The sequence below is a fragment of the Geomonas propionica genome, from assembly GCF_016458235.1.
Classification (GTDB): Bacteria; Desulfobacterota; Desulfuromonadia; order Geobacterales; family Geobacteraceae; genus Geomonas; species Geomonas propionica.
Genome location: NZ_JAEMHK010000025.1, coordinates 18,688 through 37,305, shown reverse-complemented (window position 1 = coordinate 37,305; position 18,618 = coordinate 18,688). Strand labels below are relative to the sequence as shown.

Here is an 18,618-nt window from a genome sequence, read left to right as displayed (position 1 = left end):
TCTGGTACGATGTTGCCGCCCAGGACCAGAGCGCCCCCGATATGATGGCCGTAGCAGCCAGAACCGCCAGTGTTTTTTTCAGCATATCCTTCCCCTGTCTCTCATCTATCTAAGTGCGGCAATGGTCGATTGGTAGATGCAAATTGCCCTTCAGGCCGCTTACAGGAGCAAAAAACGTACCCGGTATACGGCTACGTTATATAGCGAAGCAGCTAAATTGTGCAAAGACGCGGTAAAACCCCAGTTTGTCGCGCGTTTTTTGGAAAAAGGCTCCTGGCGAGCTTTTGTGTTTTTTAACGACATGATGCCGTTCACGACCGCGCAGGGGACGGTTTCGGTGATATCACCGGAAGAGACTGGGAGAAAAGGACTCGGATTGGCAATACAACGGTAACGGAAAGGTAACAGGGGGATGAAAAAGGCCGGCGGCGCAGGTTTCGCCACCGGCCGGAGGGATCAGGCCACTTTCTTCATGCGCTCCTTCATGCGCTCCATGTCGGCGCCCGCGAAGTCGAAGCTCTCGCCGTGGTCCTTCATCATCAGCATGAAGGCGCTCAGGAGGTACTTCCTTTTGAAGCCGTCCTCCATCTCGACGATCTCTTGCATCTTGTTGCTGTAAAAGGACATATAGCACTTGCCCAGCGCCTGGGTGATCTCTTCCATGGTCATCTGGTACGGCTCGATGATAGGGCAGACCAGGTTGTACTTGGAGTAGTCGAAAACGCGGATGCGGTCCTTCATCTGCGCGTGGATCGGCGTGAAGGGCATCGGCGTCACCACCGGGAACACGGCGATATCCGGATTCAGGTAGATGGCGGAGGCGATAGTGTTGTCGATGGAGTCCCAGGTCTCGGTCGGGAAGCCGATCATGAAGGAGGCCTCGGTGATGATCTCGGCCTCGCGCAAAAGGTCGAGGGCCTGCTTGTTCTGCTCGAAGCTGGTTCCCTTGTTCAGGCTCCCCAAGACGTCCTTGTCGGCGCTCTCGGCGCCCAGGTAGACGTGGATGATCCCCGCTTCGCGGTACTTGTGCAGTATGTCGGCGTCGCGGATGATGTCCTCGACCCGGGTCTCGATCAACAGGTGCACGCCGAGCTTTCTCTCGATGACCAGGTCCAGGAACAGCTCCCAGCGCTCGCGGTGCTTGGTGGGATAGGCGTCGATCAGGGTGAAGAAGTTGACGCCGTAGCTGCCGATCAGGTGCTCCATCTCCTCGACCACCTTTTCCGGCTTCCTGCAGCGCCAGTCCTCGCGCCAGAACATGCGCTGGCTGCAGAAGGCGCAGTCCATGTCGCAACCGCGCGAAGTGAGGATGGACGCCATGCGGCCATAGGGGGCGACCAGGTAGTTGTAGTCCTCCCAGTCCAGGAGATGCCAGGCGGGCTGCAGGGTGTCCAGGTCCTCGATGTGCGGCTGCCGCCCCGTGTAGAGGATGCGCTCCCCCTCGCGGTAGGCGACTCCCTTGACCGCCCTGGGGTCCCCGGCGCCGTTCAACGCTCCCAAAAGTTTTTTCAGGGTCTGCTCCGGTTCCCCGGTGATGATGTAGTCGACGCGGTTGTCCGGATCCTCGAGAATCTCCTCGTACATGAAGCTCGGATGGGGTCCGCCTAATAGCGTTACGGTTTGGCTACAAATTTCTTTGGCGATATTAAGAATACGCAAGGCGTAGGGAACGGTGGCGGTACTGATGGCGCCGGTGACCGGGAGGTAGTCCAGGGTCATGACCAGGTCGGGCTGGAAATCCTCGATCTCGCGCCTGATATCGTCGAAGGAAAGCCGCTTGTTCATCGCATCGAAAATGCGCGCCTCGTGACCGGTGTCGCAGGCGGCGCCGGCCAAGTAGGCCAGGTGCAGCGGGGGCCAGGTGCCGACGACCTGCACGCCCCAGCAGTGATACGGTGCGGTGATGAAGAGGATCTTGCTCATTATTTCTCCAATTTCTGTACAAAAGCGTGTTGTTGCAAGAATGGTGCTAGCGCGCCGAACCCCACGGGTTCAGCTTGCCGATGACGAAGGAACTGCTCATGAGCAGCTTGGTCGCCCGCACCAGGTAGGCGCGCCGGAAGGTGTCCTTCATGGTCATAACCTCCAGCATTTTACCCATATAGAACCTGCGATAGCAATCGTTGATTGCACCCTGCAGCTCCTTCAGGCTCATGAACTCCGACTCCAGCACCGGGGCGATGAAGTTGTAGCGTGCGTAGTCGGTTTCGCGGATTAGCGGTGCCAGCTCCGGCATTCCGCCATATGGCCAGGGGGTCAGCGCGAAGAAGTTGGCGCTGTCCGGGTTGTACTGTTGCGCCGTCTTCAGGGTCGCTCGCACGCTCTCCGGCGTCTCATCCGGGAATCCCACCAGGAAGGAGACTTCGCTCACGATGCCGTGCTCGTGGATGATGGCGAGCGCCTCTGGGACGGCGTCGGGCACCTGGTCCTTGACGAGCCGCGCCAGCCGTTGCCGGTCCGCGGACTCGACCCCCAGCGAAATGTGCGCCACTCCGGCCTTGGCGTACTTCCAGAAGATGGCGCGGTCGCGCAAGACGTCCTCGGCGCGGGTCTCCAGGATCAGGTGCACCGGCAGCGCCTCTTCGATCAGGGCGTCCAGGAAGCGCTCCCAGCGGACCGCGTCCCGGGTCGGGTGCTCGTCGGTGACTAGGAACACGTTTACGCCGTGGCGCCGGTGCAGCTGCGCCACCTCCGCCGCCGCCTTCAGGGGATCGCGGGCGCGCCAGGCTTGGTGCCAGAACTGCTGCTGCGAGCAGAAGGCGCAGTCGTGGCTGCAGCCGCGCGAGGTACTGATAGCGGCGAAGCGGGAATCCGGGATGACGAAGTAGCTGTACAGCGGCCAATCCACCAGGTCCCAGGCGGGAACCAGCGAGTCCAGGTTCTCGATGAGCGGCGCGGCTGGCGTCACCTTGACCTCGCCCCCCTCGCGGTAGGCGATACCGGGGACCGCGGCCGGGTCTCCCCCCTGTTCCAGGGTGCGCAGCAGGGCCGCGAGCGTCTGCTCCCCTTCCCCGATGACGATGTAGTCCACATAGAACGACTGTTCCAGGATCTCCCGGTACAGGAAGCTCGGGTGCACCCCGCCCAGGATGGTGACAGTGGCCGGGTCGAGCGCTTTCGCGGTGGCCAGCACCTTGACGGCGTCGCCCACCGTCGCGGTCATGGCGCCGGCAGCGACGTAGCGCGGTGCCGCCTCCGCGATGCGCCGCTCGATCTCGGGGTAGCCGTCCCCGGTGGCCATGGCGTCGTAGATCACGGCCTCGACCCCGGCCTCGCGTGCGGCCCCGGCCAGGTAGACCAGCCCCAGCGGGAGCCAGCGCCCGGAAATCTCCGGGATGCCGCTGTGGTAGGGTGGGGTTACCAGGAGGATCTTGTGCCGTGCCTCCCCCGTCACCGGTGCAACCTCATCATGCCTGAGAAGGCGCCGCTGAAAAAGGCGACCAGCCAGCAGCTGTAGATGGTCAGACTGACCCGGTGGAACACGCGGTTCACCGCGTCGGCGCGGCCTGCCAGGGTGGCCGCCAGGGCCAGCAGGAAGTGGAACGCCATTCCGGAAAGGGAGGCGAGCCCGGTGATGTTGTGGATCTGCGGCGCCTTGCCGAACGCCTGCGCGTAAAGGTTCATCTGGTGCGTGCCGATGTAATCGCAGAAAAGGCCGATGCCGAAGATGACCAGGTGCTTGGTGCGCAGCCCCTGGCGGCGGCCGCTGAAGACGGCCCAGGTGTAGAAGATCAGCGCCATCGTCATCCAGAAGATGGCGACGGCGAGCATGGGGCCGGAGCCCTGCATGGTCGGCATCACGGCTCACCCCCTGCCACCGGCTGCAGCTGGTCCAGCAGGTCGTGGAAGCGCCCGGCGTGGGCGCGACGCCCCCCCTCGGCACGCGAGAAGGCGCTAACGCCCTCCGCATGGCGCACAACCAGGATCTCCTGGCGCGGCCTGAGCAGCCGGACCGGGACGAACCAGCAAAGGGACCAGAGCAGCAACGCGACCGCGCTCCAGATCAGGGGCACCCCGGCGTCCTGCACGAAATCGGTCACCACCACCCTGCGGAATTCCGGCAACGCCACGCGGTAGCCGCCGCCGCTGGTCTCTCCGCCCAGAGGCGCGCTCCCGGCGAAGACCTGGGACTCCCCTTTCAGGACCCTGAACTGCAGCGTAATCCTGCCGCTGGCGTAGGGATCGGGGCCTTCCCCCGGGGCCATCTGGAAGATGAAGCGGTACGGGGAGCCCGGTATCTGGAAGGTGTCCTCCTTGCCCGGAGGGTAGATACTGAGCACGGCGTACTGCTCGAAGCCGCCGGGGAGATCGGGGGCGGAGAAGCGCAGTAGCGGTGCCACACCCAGGTAGCGGGGGTAGAGGTAGTAGCCGCGATGCTTCCCGGGCGGATAGAGGCCGAAGTGGCGCTCCCCTCCCCCCTCGACAGCGACGGCGATGTCGAGAGTGCGCTGCAGCAGGAGCCCCGGTTCTTCCTTGAGGACGATGCGCTGTACCAGGTCGCGGCTGACCGGCAGCGCTTCCCCCTCCAGCACCACCTGGCGGTGCGTGGCGCGTCCGGTGAGGCTCGCGAGCAGGCCGCTGAAAAGGAGCGTCACGCCGAGCAGATAGAGAAAGCGGGCGGGGAAGAGCGTGACGCCGCGCCCGGCGGACAGCCAACCGGAGCCGGCGCGGACCCGATACCCCTGCCCTCCCAGGCGTTCCCCCTCCCCCTCGAAGGGAGCTTGTTCCGGCAGCGCGACGGCCTCCTCGAACAGCCCGGCCGGGTCGCTCCCTGCCACGCCGGAGAACATCCGGCGCCGTTTGAGGAAGGTAGCGGTCTCGGCGACCAGTCGGGCGGCGCCGCTCAGGGGCACCAGCGCCAGCAGGGCGAGCAGCGCGACGTTGCCGCGGGTGATGGCCATAAGCGCGGTGAGCGGTTCGTTGCTCCCGAAGGCGATCCCCACGTAGAGGAGCAGGAACAAGGCGAGCACGCAGGGGGTGACGGCAGGCGAGGTGGCGACCCTTTTGGCTATGGACGCGAACCGGCTCATTTACCCATCCCCTTGCCGTGCGCGGTGACCTGCACGGTGCTCTCCCAAGTGTTCAAAAGGGTCATCGCGTCGATGACCACGGCGTCCCCCTTCACCGAACAGGGGACCGGGACCGGGTTGCAGCCGCCCGGCTTACCCACCGTCTCCAGTGGGATCAGCGTCTTGCAGTAGTAGCAGATGACGGCATTGCCAGCCTGGCCGTAGCCTTCCGGCTGGCAGATGGCGCATGCGTCCAGGGTGGTAACCAGCTGCCCCGCAGGGGTGAGCATCACGAAAAAGCGCGCCTGTCGCCCCCCCTGGCTGTAGCTGAACTTGTGCAACTTGCCATCCTCCAGGTCCATTTCCCCCTTTTTCGGGATCACGATCTGCCCCGCAGGGGTGGCAGTGACCTCGACCGGCTTGGGATCCCAGTATTCGGTAGCGGGGAAGCGGCTCTGGTAGGCGGCGCCGGTCAGCAGGACCAGGGCGAAGAGCGGTGCCACCAGGCGCAGACGGCGCTCGTGGATGAAGGACGCCAGCAGTTTGCGGCGCGCGGCCCCCTGCCTGATGTGGGCCACCGACGGCAGCCGTTCCAGCCTGAGCGCCAGCGCGATGAAGAGCACCGGGAGGTACCAGAGCGCGAGCCCGCCCCACAGCCCCACCTTGTCGCTGAACAAGAGACCGATGTAGCCCCAGACGTCGCTGCGGAAGAATGGGTGGTCCGGGATCAGCATCGACTCGAAGAACTGGTGCACGAAGTCGTGGATGAACTTCATCACCTCCATGGATAGGGGGGAGAAGATGTCGAGCCGTTGCACCGAGCAGGCCATGACCATCAGGGCCGACACCACCAGGGCGAGCAGCGGGATCCCCCGCGGCGCCAGCCGCTCAGGCAGGTACCGGGCCGGGAACGTGGCGGCCAGGGCCAGCACTGCGCCGGCGCAGGCAAGGGAAAGATACGGGACCAGCCGCACCGCGCCGCCGTCCAGCGGCGCCAGGCGGCAAAGTGTGAGGGCGCCGGCCAGGACGCCGGTTGCGGACGCCGCGAGACCGGCCGCAAGCGGCCCGGGAGAGGAGACCGCCTCCGCGTCGCTCCCTTTGGAACCGCGGCGGTACAGGGCCCAGACCGAGGCGCCCCAGAGCAGCAGGAAGATGACGCCGCATACGCCGCGCAGCGGGCGGAAGGGGAGTTCCCCCCCCACGTAGGCGAGCAGCAGGTTCTCGCCGGCCACCCCGACGACGAAACCCGCGGCGGCTGTGACTGCAGTTGCCATCCCGGTCAGGCTGCGGCTCATGACCGGCACCAGGACCGCCCAGCACAGGAGCTGGGGTATCACCTTGAGCGCGGTCAACAAGCCTTGATCCTTTCTTCGCGCACCAGGCAGCCGTCATCCATGTGGATGGTACGGTCACCCCAAGCCGCGACTTCCTGGTTGTGGGTGACCATGACGATGCTGAAGCGGTCCTCGTCGCGCAGCTCGCGCAGGAGTTCCATGACCATGGTGGTGCTCTTGTGATCGAGGTTGCCGGTCGGCTCGTCGCCCAGCAGTAGGCGCGGGGAGTTGATGATGGCGCGCGCGATGCAGACCCGCTGCTGCTCGCCGCCGGAGAGCTCACCGGGACGGTTCTTGAGCCGGTGCCCGAGCCCTACCCTTTCCAGGGCGTGGCGCGCCTCGGCCTCGTCGGGGACGCTGTGGAAGTACTGCGACATCATCACGTTCTCCAGCGCGGTCAGGTAGGGGATCAGGTGGTGCTGCTGAAAGATGATACCGACACAGTCGCGGCGGAAGCGGGCCAGGCCGTCCTCGGAGAGGGAGGCGAGATCGGTGCCGCGCACCTGGATCGAGCCGCCGGTCGGGCGGTCCAGTCCACCCAGAAGGTTCAACAGGGTGCTCTTACCCGAGCCGGAGTGCCCCATCACGGTGAGCCACTCCCCCTCCGGGACGCAGAGGTCCAGGGGCTTCAACGCGCAGATGTCGCCGTAGCTTCGGGTCAGGCCGGATGTTTCTATGATTGCTGCCATTAGGGTAAGCCTCTCATTTCAAGTCCCCCTCCCCTTGCGGGAGGGGGTTAGGGGGTGGGGGAAGATGCCATCATCGACGCGGATGGCGGCTTTGCCCACCGGGCCAGAACCAGGGCGAATGATTATTCGCCCCTACAGTGGACGGTTCGTGGTTTCCCAGGGGCTAATAAATATTCGCCCGCCTCTCGTCCATGCATCATTACTCGCCCCTCAAACTCTGCACCGGATCAAGCCGGAACACCGACAGGAGCGGCCCAACGCTCCCGGCCAAGGCCAAAAGCATGCTCACTCCCACGGCGACCGGGAGGAACTCCAGCCGGAGCGCCGCATCGGCGGCGAACACGCTATGCGCCACGAACTTGGCGATCACCACTCCCAACAGGAAGCCTCCCACCCCGGCACCGACTCCCAAGAGGAGCGCCTCGGCACTGAAAATCTTTAGGAGGTCCCAGCGCGAGCCGCCCATCGCCTTCATGAGGCCGATCTCCTTGCCGCGCTCCAGCACTGTGGTGCTCATGGTCCCGGCCACGCTGCTCCCCGCGGTCACCAGCACCACCGCGGTCACCAGCAGCATCAACAGCTGCACCTTGCCCAAGAGATCCTCGCTGGTGCGCCCCACCTGGCGCAACTCCTTCACCACCGCGCCGGAAAGATGGCGCTGCAGCAGGGCCGCCTGGTCCTTCAGGCTCCCGTTGCCCGGGTCGGCCAGGAGCCGCACCTCGCTCACCTGCCCCGGGCGTCCCATCTGTTCCTGCAATTCCTTCAGATCTATGAACAGCGTGTCGTCCTCGTCGCCGCCGGTGGTAACCACGCCGGAGACCCGCGTCCGCACCACGCCTTTTCCGCCCCCAAACTCGAAGAGGTCGCCGGGGTGAACATGGTGGCGCGGGGTGAGGTCTCCCCCTCCCAGTACTTCGCCCTCCCTGGGCCAGTCCCCGTCCACTTGCCACCAGGGAGAGAGCCGGCGCACCTGGGCGAAGTCCACCCCCTCGCAGGGGATCTCCACCCCCTTCAGGGTGAGCGCCCCCTCGAGGTGAAAGGAGTAATCCCCCTTCACGCCGCTTTTTGCGAGGGCCGTCAGGAACTGCTCCTGCGAGAGATAGGCGGGTTCGCCGATGGCGCCAAAGTGCAGTCCCCCGCTCCCCACCTCGACACGGGCGCTTTCCGGCACGACGACCAGGTTGGCCCCGTACTTCCTGGTTTCCTCGGCCACCCGCGCCCGCATCGACGCCGAGACGAGGCCGAGGGCAGTGGCGAGGCTGGAGGCCAGGGTGAGCACCGCCAGGAGCAGCAGCGTGCGTCCCCGGCGGTGGACCAGGGCCCGGAATACGATATGGGCGAGCCAGCGGCGCTTGTTCATATCATCCCTTCAGAACCCGCACCGGCTCGATGGCGAGCGCCCTCTTTAAAGGTGCCGCGCTCCCGGCCAGGGCCACCACGAGGGCGGCGCCGATCGCGGTCGGGAAGAGCCACAACGGCGAGGTGACGGTGGAATTAAAGACGGTGCGGCTGATGACGACGGCGAGCCGGTCGCCGGCCAGATAGCCGAAGAGGCCGCCTATGACGGAGATGACGAGGGTCTCGCCCAGGAAGATCGCTGCGATCTGGAGTCGGTCCGCCCCCATGGTCTTCATCAGGGCGATCTCGGGGCTCCTTTTGGCCATGGCGGCCATGAGACTGGAGGAAACGGCACAGGCGGCGGAAAAGAGCGCAAGCCCGGTCAAAAGGAGCATCAGGCTCTCCAGCTTTTTGAGCAGCGCCCCCTCGGCGCTGGCGATCTGCCAGATCGGCTTGGCACGGCTGCCGCTCATCGCTTCCTCCACCCCCTTGGCCACCGAGGTGACGTAGGCGGTGCAGTACCACTTCTCGTACTCCTCGCGGGTCATACGGGAGGGGTCCTTACGCCCGAAGTCGTCCATGGGGACGGTCAGAGCGCTCACCAGCACGCGCGAGAGCTGCCCCGGCTTGTTCAACAGGGCCTGCACCTCGGCCAGCGGCGCGAAGAGCTGTTCCTCCTCGAAGCCCCCCGTGGAAGCGACCCCGACGATCCGGAAGCGGCGCTCCTTGCCGGCGGCAGTCGCCACGATGTCGCTGCCCGGCGCCAGCTTGAGCCGCTTGGCCAACGCCGCGCCGATCACCGCCTCGTCCGGGGTCTCCGGCCAGCGGCCGTCCAGTTCCCACCAGGGCGCGGTCACCTTGACCCCCTGGATGGAGTCCGGCTCTCCCGGCACCTGCAACGGCCTACCAAACCAGGTACCGGCCAGCACGGCGCGCTGCCGCCCCGCCGCCGAAGCGAAGTCCACCTGCCCAAAGAGGTACGGGGCGAAGCCGACGATGTTGTGTTTCCAGAAAATGGTCTTGATCTTGGGAAGGTCATCGGACTTGAGCGCCCCCGCCTCCCCCGCCGCCGGTTCCAGCACGATATTGGCGCCGTAGCTTCTCAACTCCAGCGCCATCTTGTGCGACAGTTCCCCCGAGATGCCCAAAAAGGCGGTGGCGACCGCCGAGCCCATGACGATGGACAGAAGCACCAGGAGCACGGGCTTCGGGCGCTTCAGGAAGGAGCTTTTCAGGATGCGGATCAGCATCCGCAGCTATCCTCCTTGAGCCGAGCGCTCAGCTCCGCAGGGAGGCTCTCGGTAAGGCGCGCCACCTTGGCCTTCAACTTCCTCCAGGCCAGCACGCCCCATACCACCAGGACCACCATGAGCACGTGCTTCACCATCAGGGCCGGCACCTGCTGCTTGTCGGCAAAATGGTTCCACTCGAAGCTCACGTAGAAGATGGTGCGCGGCACGCCCCCCAGGATGATCCACCAGAAAGCAAAGCGGAAAAAGCGCACCATGATCCGGTGCGTCTTCAGGAAGAAGAGCGCAGCCTCGGGCGTGCCAAGGGACGCCTCCACGCGGTGCACAGCGTACAGGCAGAAGGCGGAGGCCGCCAGCATGGCCGTGGCGACGTCGTGGAAGTAGTTGTTCATCATCACCGCGACGCCGAGCCAGGGGGACTGCTGCAGGAGCGAGGTGAGGTAGAGGTTCATTTGGTCCATTACAGTATTCCTTTCGCCTTCAGTTCCTCGCGTTCGCGCGCGAACTGCTTGAAGGCCCTCCCCTGCGGGTACTGGATCATCCAGGAGGTGATGTGCGACATGGGAAAGCCGCGCCACCCCACCTGCGGGATGCGCGACAGGATGCGCGGTATGGTGAACAGCTCGGCGCGCAGCTTGACGATGGCGTCCTCGCGGAACTCGACGCTCATGGCCGGGTCGTCGTGGGAGAAGACCGCGTGGTTGCCGTCGAAGGAGTCCCAGTCGTGCCCCGGGATCAGGTGCGGTTCATAGATCTTGTACAGTTCGGTCCCCGGGAAGGGGGTGGTCATTACCGGGTGCGCCGAAACCTTCAGCTCGTCGCACAGTTTCAGGATCCCCTCGTAGTCCTCGGGACGGTCCTGGCGCCCGCCGATCATCATGAAGAGCATGACTTCGATGCCGGCGTCGCGGATCTTCTTGATGGCGTCGCGGCGTTGGCGCCCCTGCTTGTTGGTCGCCTTGTACTCCTCCAGGCTGCCGATATTGTTCGACTCCCACCCGACGAGCACCGCGGTGAGCCCGGCGCTCCTGGCGTTCTTCAAAAGCTCCGCCGAGCGGGGGTGGTCAACGGAAACCAGGTCGCCGGAACCAAACCACGACTTGCCGGTCAAGTTCTTGCCCATCTCGCGGTAGAGCTCGATGGTGTAGTTCATGTTGACGCCCCAGACGTTGTCGTCGATGCCCCAGAAAAGGCGTCTCTTGCTGGCGGCGATTTCCGCGACCACCTCGTCGATGGGGCGCACACGCACCTTGCCGCCGAAGAACTCGTGCACCGAGCAGAAGGTGCAGCGGTGCGGGCAGCCGCGCGAGGTCTGGAAGTAGCCGTAGACGTAGTTGGTGTTCCAGAGGTTGGTGACCGGGTGCGGCAGACCGGCGAGCTCCGGGAAGCCCCCCTGGTACACCGGCTTCATGCGGCGCTTTTCGGCGTCTTCCAAAAGCCCCTTCCAGATCTCTTCCGCCTCACCCAGCACGATGGCGTCCGCGTGGCGCGCCGCCTCGTCCGGGAGCGCGGTGACGTGGATGCCACCCAGGAGGACCTGCTTTCCCTGTGCCCGCAGCCGGTCCGACACCCGGTACACCCAGGGGGCCTGCGGCGTCAGCACGGTGAAGCCGATCAGGTCGGCGTCGAGCTGGTCCAGGTCGAACACCTCCTTGTTGGCGTCGATCAGCTGCACCTCGACGTCCGGGCGCACCTGGAGGGTGAGGCCGGCCAGGTATTCCAGCACGGGGGGAGCGATGGGGAGCCCCTTCGATTTTTGCCCCTTTTCACCGAACGGGGGAGAGATAAGAACTAGTTTCATTGGTTCACCGATGCCAACAGGGATGCCGTACGCCTCGCCAAAGGCAGGAGTGAGGGGCGACAGTGGTTGTAAAATTAGCAGTTTAGTATTTAAAACACAAGCAGGGCAACATAATGCTTTCTAAGGGTGGCACCTGCACGAGTTACGTCTCCTGCGTTCCTGCTGTGCTGGATGCTCACGGGCCTTTGCTGCCAATGCACTGCGAGAGGTTCCTGCGGTACAGTTCGTTCTCCGGGTCGAGACGCACGGCTTCGACCAGGTGCTTCTGCGCCTCGTCCATCCGCCCCAGCCTCTGGTAGAGCATGGCGATGTTGTTATGAGCATCCGCCGAGCGTGGGTTGAGCGTAAGGACAGTAGCAAAGGCTTGCAGTGCCTCACCGAACCTGTTCTGCCCGAGGTAGAGCATGCCGAGATTGTAATAGGTCTCCGGGAACCGGTCGTCGAGGTTGAGAGCGGCCTTGTACTCTCTCTCGGCCTCGTTGAATCGCCCCGTCTTGTCATAGACCACGCCGAGGTTGGTGCGGGCCTCGATGTTGTTCGGCCTGATACGCAGGGCTTCGGAGTACTCCCTGAGCGCCTCGTCGTAGCGCCCCTGCGACTCGTACACAACGCCCAGGCTCGTGTGCCCCCCAGCGTCGCCGGGCGCATCGTGGACCCATCTCGCCTTGAAGGTCGCATCATTCTCCCAGGCGTGGTTGTGCTGAACGCTCAAAGAAGCGAGGACCGCCACCAGAAGCCCCCCGGACAGCAGTATCCCTTTTTGCCAGCGTGCCGCCCCGCTCCGTTGGGCCGTCAGCTCCCAGGCTATCAGCAGGGCGGTACCTGCCAAAAAGGCAAGGCCCAAGGAGGGGATGTAGAGATACCGCTCCGCCATGAGAGCCGGCGCCAGCACGCCCGGTATCCCCGATACCGGCGCCAGGGTGACGAGTACCCAGCACATGCCGAAGAAAATCCTGCGGTCGACCCTCCAGGCGAGGATCGTGGCGGCGATGACGAGCAGGAGCGCGGCAAGCGGCACCAGCACGTCCGCGGCGAAGAAGCTCTGCTGCATCGGGAGGTCGTAAAACACCTTCAGGTCGGCCGGGAATACCAGGAGCCGCAGGTAGCGCGCCAGCAGGCCAAAGGAGGTGTAGACCCGCTCGACCAAAGGGGGACCGCCCCAAGTCGTCACCTCCAGGATCATTGTCCTGAGCAGCAGATACGGAACCGCGGCGAGGCCGAACAGCAGCGGCAGACGGAGCCTGTTGCGGAAGGTCCCCGAGCCGAAAGCGAGTTCGTGCAGCAGGACGAGCGCGGGGAGCGTTATCGACATCTCCTTGGCGAGGAGCGAGAGGAAAAAGGCACCCAGGGAGAGGACGAGATCCGCCACCCGGCTCCCGTCCTTGAAGCGGAGGTAGAAAAGGAAGGAGAGCAGCATGAAGATGGCACAGAGCGACTCGTTGCGCGCCGAGATCCACGCCACCGCCTCGCTGTGAACAGGATGAACGGCAAAAAGGAGCGCCGCGAAAAAGGCGGCGCCGTTCGAGCGCAGGAACTTCGCCGCTGCGAGGAAGCAGCACAGCGACGCTGCAGCGTGCAGCAGGGCGTTGGTCAGGTGATAGCCGAAGGGATTTTCGCCCCAGAAGGTGTAATCCAGTGCAAGGGTTGCCTTGAAAAGGGGGCGGTAGTAGGGTGCCGGGGTGACGTCGGTGAGGCTTCCATACCAGACATCGGTGCTGAACATGAGCGGCACGTTCAGCAGGCTCCGCACCAGGGAATCTTCCTTGATGAGGCGGACGTCGTCCCAGACAAGGCCCATGGAGAGGGTGTTGCCGTAGACGGCGAAGGCAACCAGGCACACGAGCACCAGCTGCCCCCAGACCGGGAGCGCCGGGACATTGGAGGCAACGGCACCGCATCCTTGCAGGTTGTCGCGTCGAGAGGTCATAGCATCACTTTAGCTTGGCTGTCTCCAGCGCCCGGAACTCGTGGAAAGCCTTTCTCAACGCCGCCTGCACGATGCCCGAGGCGATGTGCGCGTTCGGGAACCCCTTGAGCGGAAGCGCCTGCAACCGTTTCAGGATCCGGGGCCAGGTGAAGGAGTCGAGCCAGAGCTGCTTCAGGGCCTCTTCGTGCGCGAGGTTGTCGCCGCCTTGCTGCGTCAGGATCGAGTGCATGCCGTCGTAGTAATCCCACTCCCCGAAGTGAAGGGTGTCCTGCCGCAGTTCCTGGTACATGGCGGTCCCAGGATAGGGAACCACCATCACCGGGTGCGGCGTGACGGCAAGCCGGTCGCACATCTCCAGCACCCGCTGGTATTCGTCCATGGGCTCATTGCGGGCACCGAGCATGATGAAGAGCACCACGTCGATGCCGTGGCCACGGATCTTTTTCAGGGCCTCCTCGCGCTCGTAGAGCATCTTGGCGGTGGCGCCGTACTCCATGAGGGTAGCGTCGGAGAAGCTTTCCCAGCCGATCCAGACCTGCATCAGCCCCGAGCGCCGCGCCCACTTGAGCATCTCGTCGCCCAACTGGTGCTGCACGCTGGCGATCGAAGTTTCCCCCACCCAGTGGATGCCCGGGAGAGAGGTGGCCATCTCCCGGAACAGGTCGGTGTAGCGCGGCACATTGGGGCCCCAGCTGTCGGCGTCGGTACAGAACCACATTTTGTGCTTGCAGCTGCCCAGGTCCTGGATGACCTCGGGAATGGGGCGATAGCGCATGTGATTGCCGTGCAGTTCCGGCGTCGCGCAGAACTTGCAGTCGTAGGGGCACCCGCGGGAGGTGAAGAAAGAGCGGAACACGTAGCCGGGAGCGAGGTCGCGACGCGGGAAGGGGGCGCCGTCCACCGGGAGGAGTTGGCCGTGGTAGAACGGCTGTAGCCCGCCGCGCTGCACGTCGTCGAGCACGGTCGTCAGCACGCTCTCCGCCTCCCCCACCACCACGCTGTCCGCGTGCTGCTTGGCCTCGTCCGGAAGCACCGACGGGTGAGGGCCGCCGAGCATCACCTTGATGCCGCGCGCGCGGAGCCGATCCGCGGTGCGGTAGGCCCAGGAGGACTGGTGGGTGAGGATACTGATGCCGACCACGTCCGCGCTCAGCTCATCGACGTCGAAGCGTTCCACGTTGGCGTTGATGAGACGGATGTCGGCGTCGGGGCGGATGCTGGAGGTGAGGCCGGCGAGATATTCCAGGACCGGCGGCATGAGCGGCATGCTCCTGACCTGCTCACCGGCGTGCCCCAAGGGCGGAAAGATGTAGATGATCTTCATGCGTTCCTTTTTCTGCACGCACCTTCCCTTGACGGGCTATCCGTACGAGCACTGCGGTCGCCAGGTTCCCTCCCCCGGAGGGGGAGGGTCAGGGAGGGGGAAAGCTTTTGCAGCCCCCCTCCCAACCTCCCCCCTCCGGGGGGAGGAGCAAAACGCCGCGAGTGGAGGGGGAGCTGATAAACGGTCTGCTAGCTGTGCTTCGTGAGCCTGGCCACCGTCCGGTCGAACTCGTCCTTGGCCAGTGCGTGGTAAAAGTCTCCCCGCGCGCAGAGTTCGAGCACCCTGCCGTTAGCGGTTTCGCGCACCACACCGGTGATCTCCCTGCGGTAGTAGACCAGGCGCCAGACGAGGGCGATCAGCGCAAGTATGAAGCCGGCATAGATGAACTCGCGCCCGTACTCCTTGGTGACCAAAAGCCGCACCCAGAAGTTCTGTTCCTTGAAGCCAAGGCGCAGGCCGTTGTCCAAAAGCACCGCCTCGCCGGGATGCACCGTGCCCGATGCCACCGCCTTGCCGTCCCTGGTCACCTCAAGATGGAAAGCGGGGTTTTTGAATTCCTCGCTCCTGGTGGCGTCCTTGCCGTCAGTAACCACGTGGTCGGGATAGTACCAGGCGGCGACGTCATATCCCTGCATCCGGAAGTGGTCCCGTTTCCCTTTCAGCACGTCCAACTTCACGTAGGCGCCATCGATCTCTTTTCCGGAGGCGTCCTGGACCACGAACAGCGGCGAGATGCCCAGGTCGTTGAAGAGCACCGAAGCGTAGCCGGTCTTGTAGGGCTCGTTGATGTCAACCTGGTGCGTCGCACCCGCCTCGTCCTTAAGGATGATCTTGATGCCGGTCGCCACCCCTCGTGAAACCTCCGGACGCACAGACTCCAGCAGGAACTTGACCTCGGGCGGCCCCCCGCCGGATCGGGGCAGCTTCGGGGACGCGTTGTAGCGTGCAAGCTCACCTAGAAACGGCTCGTGCTCGGCAAGGTCGACGAACCCGGTAAAGCGGCTGTAGAAGAGGATCAGTGCGCCGACGAGCAGCAGAAAGAAGCTCAGATGAAAAACGAGTGTCGCCAGGGGTGAGAGGCGGTTCTTTACGGCGAAGAATCGCTCGCCGCCGCCGTAAACCTCGTACCCCTGGGCAGCGAGCAGGGTTGGGGTCTCTTCGGTGTCCCCCTCTGCAAGCTGAATAGTGTAGTTGAAGGGGCCGTTGCCGTGACGCGCCAGCATCTTCTCCGGGTCGACCTTCACCTTGGCGAGCACCAGCGGGATGCGCTGCTTCATGACCAGCAAGAGGTTGAGGAAGAAGAAACCCCAGATCACCATCGTGATGGGAGCGGTGAAGACGGCGGTCAACTGAAGCGTCTCGTCGACCCGCGCCAGCATGGGCGCTGCCGCCTGCCACTTGAGGTAGGCCGCCTTCCCTACCACCGAACGCTGGGGCAGGAAGAACCCGATGGAGAACACGGCGATGAGGGCGACGATGAGCCAGATCGTGCAGCGCAGCGATCCGAGGTATTTGAGCGTGGACTTGAGCATGGCCCCCTACGACATCTTGAAGACGTGCACCGAACTCTTCATCAGGATCGAGACGCCGAAGAAGTTGATGATGACGGTCAGGAGCGCGCCGATCATGAGCCAGGAGAAGCGGGTGCCGCGCCAACCCATGGTGACACGCAGGTGGATGGCGACCCCGTACATGAGCCAGGAGATGAGCGACCAGGTCTCGACCGGGTCCCAGCTCCAGTAGGCGCCCCAGAGGTCCTTGGCCCAGATGGAGCCGGCGGCGATCATGATAGCGTTGGTGATGAAGCCGAAGACCAGGTACTTGAACATCAGGTCGTCGAGCCGCTCGGGTGAGAGGTCCGCGAAGCGATCGTCCGCGCTGGCGGTGCCGCGCGCGGCGGCACGTTCCTTCAGGAGGTAGATGACGCCGGCCGCCATGGCGAGTACGTAGGCACCGAAGGAGAGCCAGGCAAAGAAGACGTGGATAGCGAGCCAGAACGATTTGAGCGTCGCCGCCATGGGGGCGAGCGTCGGGTTGCGCATTACGCCGTACCCCATGATCAGCATGGTGGTGGGCACGGTGGCGACCGCGAACACCCGCAGCGATTTCTGGCGCCAGGCGACGAACAGCGTGGAGGCGATGATGAACCACCCTCCCATCAGGCCGTTCTCGTAGTCCGTGCTCCAGGGGAAGTGCCCCTGCGCGAAGTAGCGGGCGGCAACGGCGCCGGTGTGAACAAGGAGGCCGGCGCCGATCAAGATGAGCAGTTTGGGGACCACCTTCTCGTTTCTGAACACGAGGGCGTAGATGTACCCGCCTGCGGCGATGGCGTAAATCACCAGGGAGAGCCAGAAACATATCGCTTCGGAATAGGCCAAGCGCGTCACCTCACGATAAAAACAATTTACAGGGATAAAAGGGATAAAAGGGATGAAGAACGGAAAGTCAGGGTCTAACCCAAATTAAGGTCATCCCTTGTATCCCTTTTATCCCTGTTTACCGCCTTTGATTCTTATCATTGCGGCAAGCGCCGCCACGGCAAACAGCGCGGCCGCTGCCTGCATCGCCACCAGCCCGCGCCGGGTGCGGATCTCCAGCAGGGCGAACTTGCGCCGGTCCTCGATGCTGACCTCGACTCCCTGTACGGAGATCTTCTGCCCCAGATCGGCGCTCCCCTCGAAGAGGCTCAGCTTGCCGCGCCGAACCCCGAGGTGAAAGGACTCCTTGCCTTCCCCCTTGGCCTTCTCCTGGCGCAAAAGGAACTGGTACGGCAGCGTGGGGAATTCGAAGACCTGCTCCCCCTGGTTCAAATCAGCTTTCACGTAAGAGCGCTCCAGTTCCCCCTTCTCCTTGCTGCTCACCACCACAAGCGGCGCCAGCGCCGCCCCCTTGAAGCGGATCTCGCTGGATCCTATCTCACGCCAACTGCCGTCGATCTCGGTGCCGACACCCTTCTGAACGATTACGGCGCGCCCTTTCTTGCCGTCCGGTTCAACGCGGGTCAGGGTAAAGGAAACCTGGGGGAAGGGAGCGAGGGCGCCCTTATGGCCAGAGCTGAAGGAGGTGGGAAACGGCTCGTAGCTCTCCCCCTCCGCGAGGCTCAGCGCTCCTTCGAACTGGAACAGGTAGGCATACATGGTGGCCAAAAGCAGAAAGAGCCCGGCCAGGCACAGGCAAAGCTGGCTGCGGGAGCGTTCCAACAGTGACGTGACCAGGCTTGCCAGCAGCCCGAGCGCGAGGAGCAGCCCGAAGAAGCGCACGCTGGTGAGATCGAGCACAGGCCACCCCGGTTTCACGGCCCCGGTCGCTGAAAGCACTAGGGACCAGAACAGCAGGGACAGGGCGAGACCGATGGTGACCATCGGGATCAACTTTTTGCTGAGCAGGCTAGTCACCCTTGTTCACCCCTTTAGCAGTTTCCCGCACCGGTTCGCATTTCTGGACCAGCCATGCCCCGCCCTGGCGCACCATCCGGTAACGCATCAGCGATCCGGTGCCGTGCACCTGCCCGACTTCCTTGTAGGTCTTGCCGTCCTTGTACTGGTAGTTCCACTCTTCCTTGACCAGCACCGTCGCGCTCAGCGGCCCGTCCTGCTGCACGCTGCGAAAGTCCAGCGACGCAATGTCGTACACCAGTACCTTGCCGCCTACCCAGAGCGAGCCGGAGTCCGTGACAAGGCTGTGGCGCATGCCGACCGTGGCGGGGACGGCCCCTATGCCGCGCTTGTCACCCTGCGAGGCGTAGATATCCATGAAGCGGTTGTTGAACTCGGTGACCGCCGCCTTGATCCGGTCGCTTTCATCCAGGGATGGAACCGCCTTGGCGAGCAGATAGCGATAGTATGCCGCGTCGCCGCAGACCGCTCCCACCAGGGGAAACAGCAGCAGCGGGGCCAGAAACGCAAGCAAGCAGGTCTTCAGTGTTGTTCTAGGCAGGACAGCCTCC

16 protein-coding genes are annotated in these 18,618 nt (G+C 64.1%); all 16 read right to left on the bottom strand.

Annotated features, from left to right (window positions below; all coding sequences use genetic code 11):
• Positions 1-456: 456 nt before the first annotated feature.
• On the bottom strand, positions 457-1,923 hold the full coding sequence (locus tag JFN90_RS21710; RefSeq protein WP_199397223.1) for a B12-binding domain-containing radical SAM protein: 1,467 nt from the start codon (positions 1,921-1,923) through the stop codon (positions 457-459).
• 46 nt (positions 1,924-1,969) lie between these two features.
• Positions 1,970-3,394, bottom strand: a complete 1,425-nt coding sequence (locus tag JFN90_RS21705) for a B12-binding domain-containing radical SAM protein (RefSeq protein ID WP_199397222.1) — start codon at positions 3,392-3,394, stop codon at positions 1,970-1,972.
• On the bottom strand, positions 3,391-3,798 hold the full coding sequence (locus tag JFN90_RS21700) for an HsmA family protein (protein WP_236019117.1): 408 nt from the start codon (positions 3,796-3,798) through the stop codon (positions 3,391-3,393). The genes JFN90_RS21705 and JFN90_RS21700 overlap by 4 nt, the downstream gene beginning before the upstream one ends.
• Complete coding sequence (locus JFN90_RS21695; RefSeq protein WP_199397221.1) at positions 3,798-5,030, bottom strand: hypothetical protein; 1,233 nt, start codon at positions 5,028-5,030, stop codon at positions 3,798-3,800. The genes JFN90_RS21700 and JFN90_RS21695 overlap by 1 nt, the downstream gene beginning before the upstream one ends.
• Positions 5,027-6,364, bottom strand: coding sequence for a DUF2318 domain-containing protein (locus JFN90_RS21690; protein WP_199397220.1), 1,338 nt, complete (start codon positions 6,362-6,364; stop codon positions 5,027-5,029). The genes JFN90_RS21695 and JFN90_RS21690 overlap by 4 nt, the downstream gene beginning before the upstream one ends.
• Positions 6,358-7,032, bottom strand: a complete 675-nt coding sequence (locus JFN90_RS21685) for an ABC transporter ATP-binding protein (protein ID WP_199397219.1) — start codon at positions 7,030-7,032, stop codon at positions 6,358-6,360. Before JFN90_RS21685 ends, JFN90_RS21690 begins: the two co-directional genes overlap by 7 nt.
• Positions 7,033-7,231: 199 nt before the next feature.
• Positions 7,232-8,392, bottom strand: a complete 1,161-nt coding sequence (locus tag JFN90_RS21680) for an ABC transporter permease (protein WP_199397218.1) — start codon at positions 8,390-8,392, stop codon at positions 7,232-7,234.
• Between the two features lies 1 nt (position 8,393).
• Positions 8,394-9,620, bottom strand: coding sequence for an ABC transporter permease (locus JFN90_RS21675; RefSeq protein ID WP_199397217.1), 1,227 nt, complete (start codon positions 9,618-9,620; stop codon positions 8,394-8,396).
• Complete coding sequence (locus JFN90_RS21670; RefSeq protein ID WP_199397216.1) at positions 9,614-10,081, bottom strand: hypothetical protein; 468 nt, start codon at positions 10,079-10,081, stop codon at positions 9,614-9,616. Before JFN90_RS21670 ends, JFN90_RS21675 begins: the two co-directional genes overlap by 7 nt.
• Complete coding sequence (locus JFN90_RS21665) at positions 10,081-11,421, bottom strand: B12-binding domain-containing radical SAM protein (RefSeq protein ID WP_199397215.1); 1,341 nt, start codon at positions 11,419-11,421, stop codon at positions 10,081-10,083. The genes JFN90_RS21670 and JFN90_RS21665 overlap by 1 nt, the downstream gene beginning before the upstream one ends.
• A 175-nt stretch (positions 11,422-11,596) precedes the next feature.
• The gene (locus JFN90_RS21660; protein ID WP_199397214.1) at positions 11,597-13,348 is read right to left on the bottom strand and encodes a tetratricopeptide repeat protein; all 1,752 of its coding nucleotides are present in this window, start codon (positions 13,346-13,348) and stop codon (positions 11,597-11,599) included.
• A gap of 4 nt (positions 13,349-13,352) precedes the next feature.
• A complete protein-coding gene (locus tag JFN90_RS21655) occupies positions 13,353-14,690 on the bottom strand; it encodes a B12-binding domain-containing radical SAM protein (RefSeq protein WP_328756052.1) in 1,338 nt (445 codons plus the stop codon).
• A 170-nt stretch (positions 14,691-14,860) separates the two neighbouring features.
• Entirely contained in the window at positions 14,861-16,204 is a 1,344-nt protein-coding gene (locus tag JFN90_RS21650) for a cytochrome c biogenesis protein ResB (protein WP_199397213.1), read from the bottom strand.
• Between the two features lie 6 nt (positions 16,205-16,210).
• Positions 16,211-17,059, bottom strand: a complete 849-nt coding sequence (gene ccsA / locus JFN90_RS21645; protein ID WP_328756050.1) for a cytochrome c biogenesis protein CcsA — start codon at positions 17,057-17,059, stop codon at positions 16,211-16,213.
• A gap of 99 nt (positions 17,060-17,158) precedes the next feature.
• Positions 17,159-18,067 carry a hypothetical protein gene (locus tag JFN90_RS21640; RefSeq protein WP_199397211.1) on the bottom strand — a complete coding sequence of 303 codons (909 nt, stop codon included), beginning with the start codon at positions 18,065-18,067 and terminating at the stop codon, positions 17,159-17,161.
• On the bottom strand, positions 18,060-18,581 hold the full coding sequence (locus tag JFN90_RS21635) for a hypothetical protein (protein WP_236019116.1): 522 nt from the start codon (positions 18,579-18,581) through the stop codon (positions 18,060-18,062). Before JFN90_RS21635 ends, JFN90_RS21640 begins: the two co-directional genes overlap by 8 nt.
• Positions 18,582-18,618: the final 37 nt, after the last annotated feature.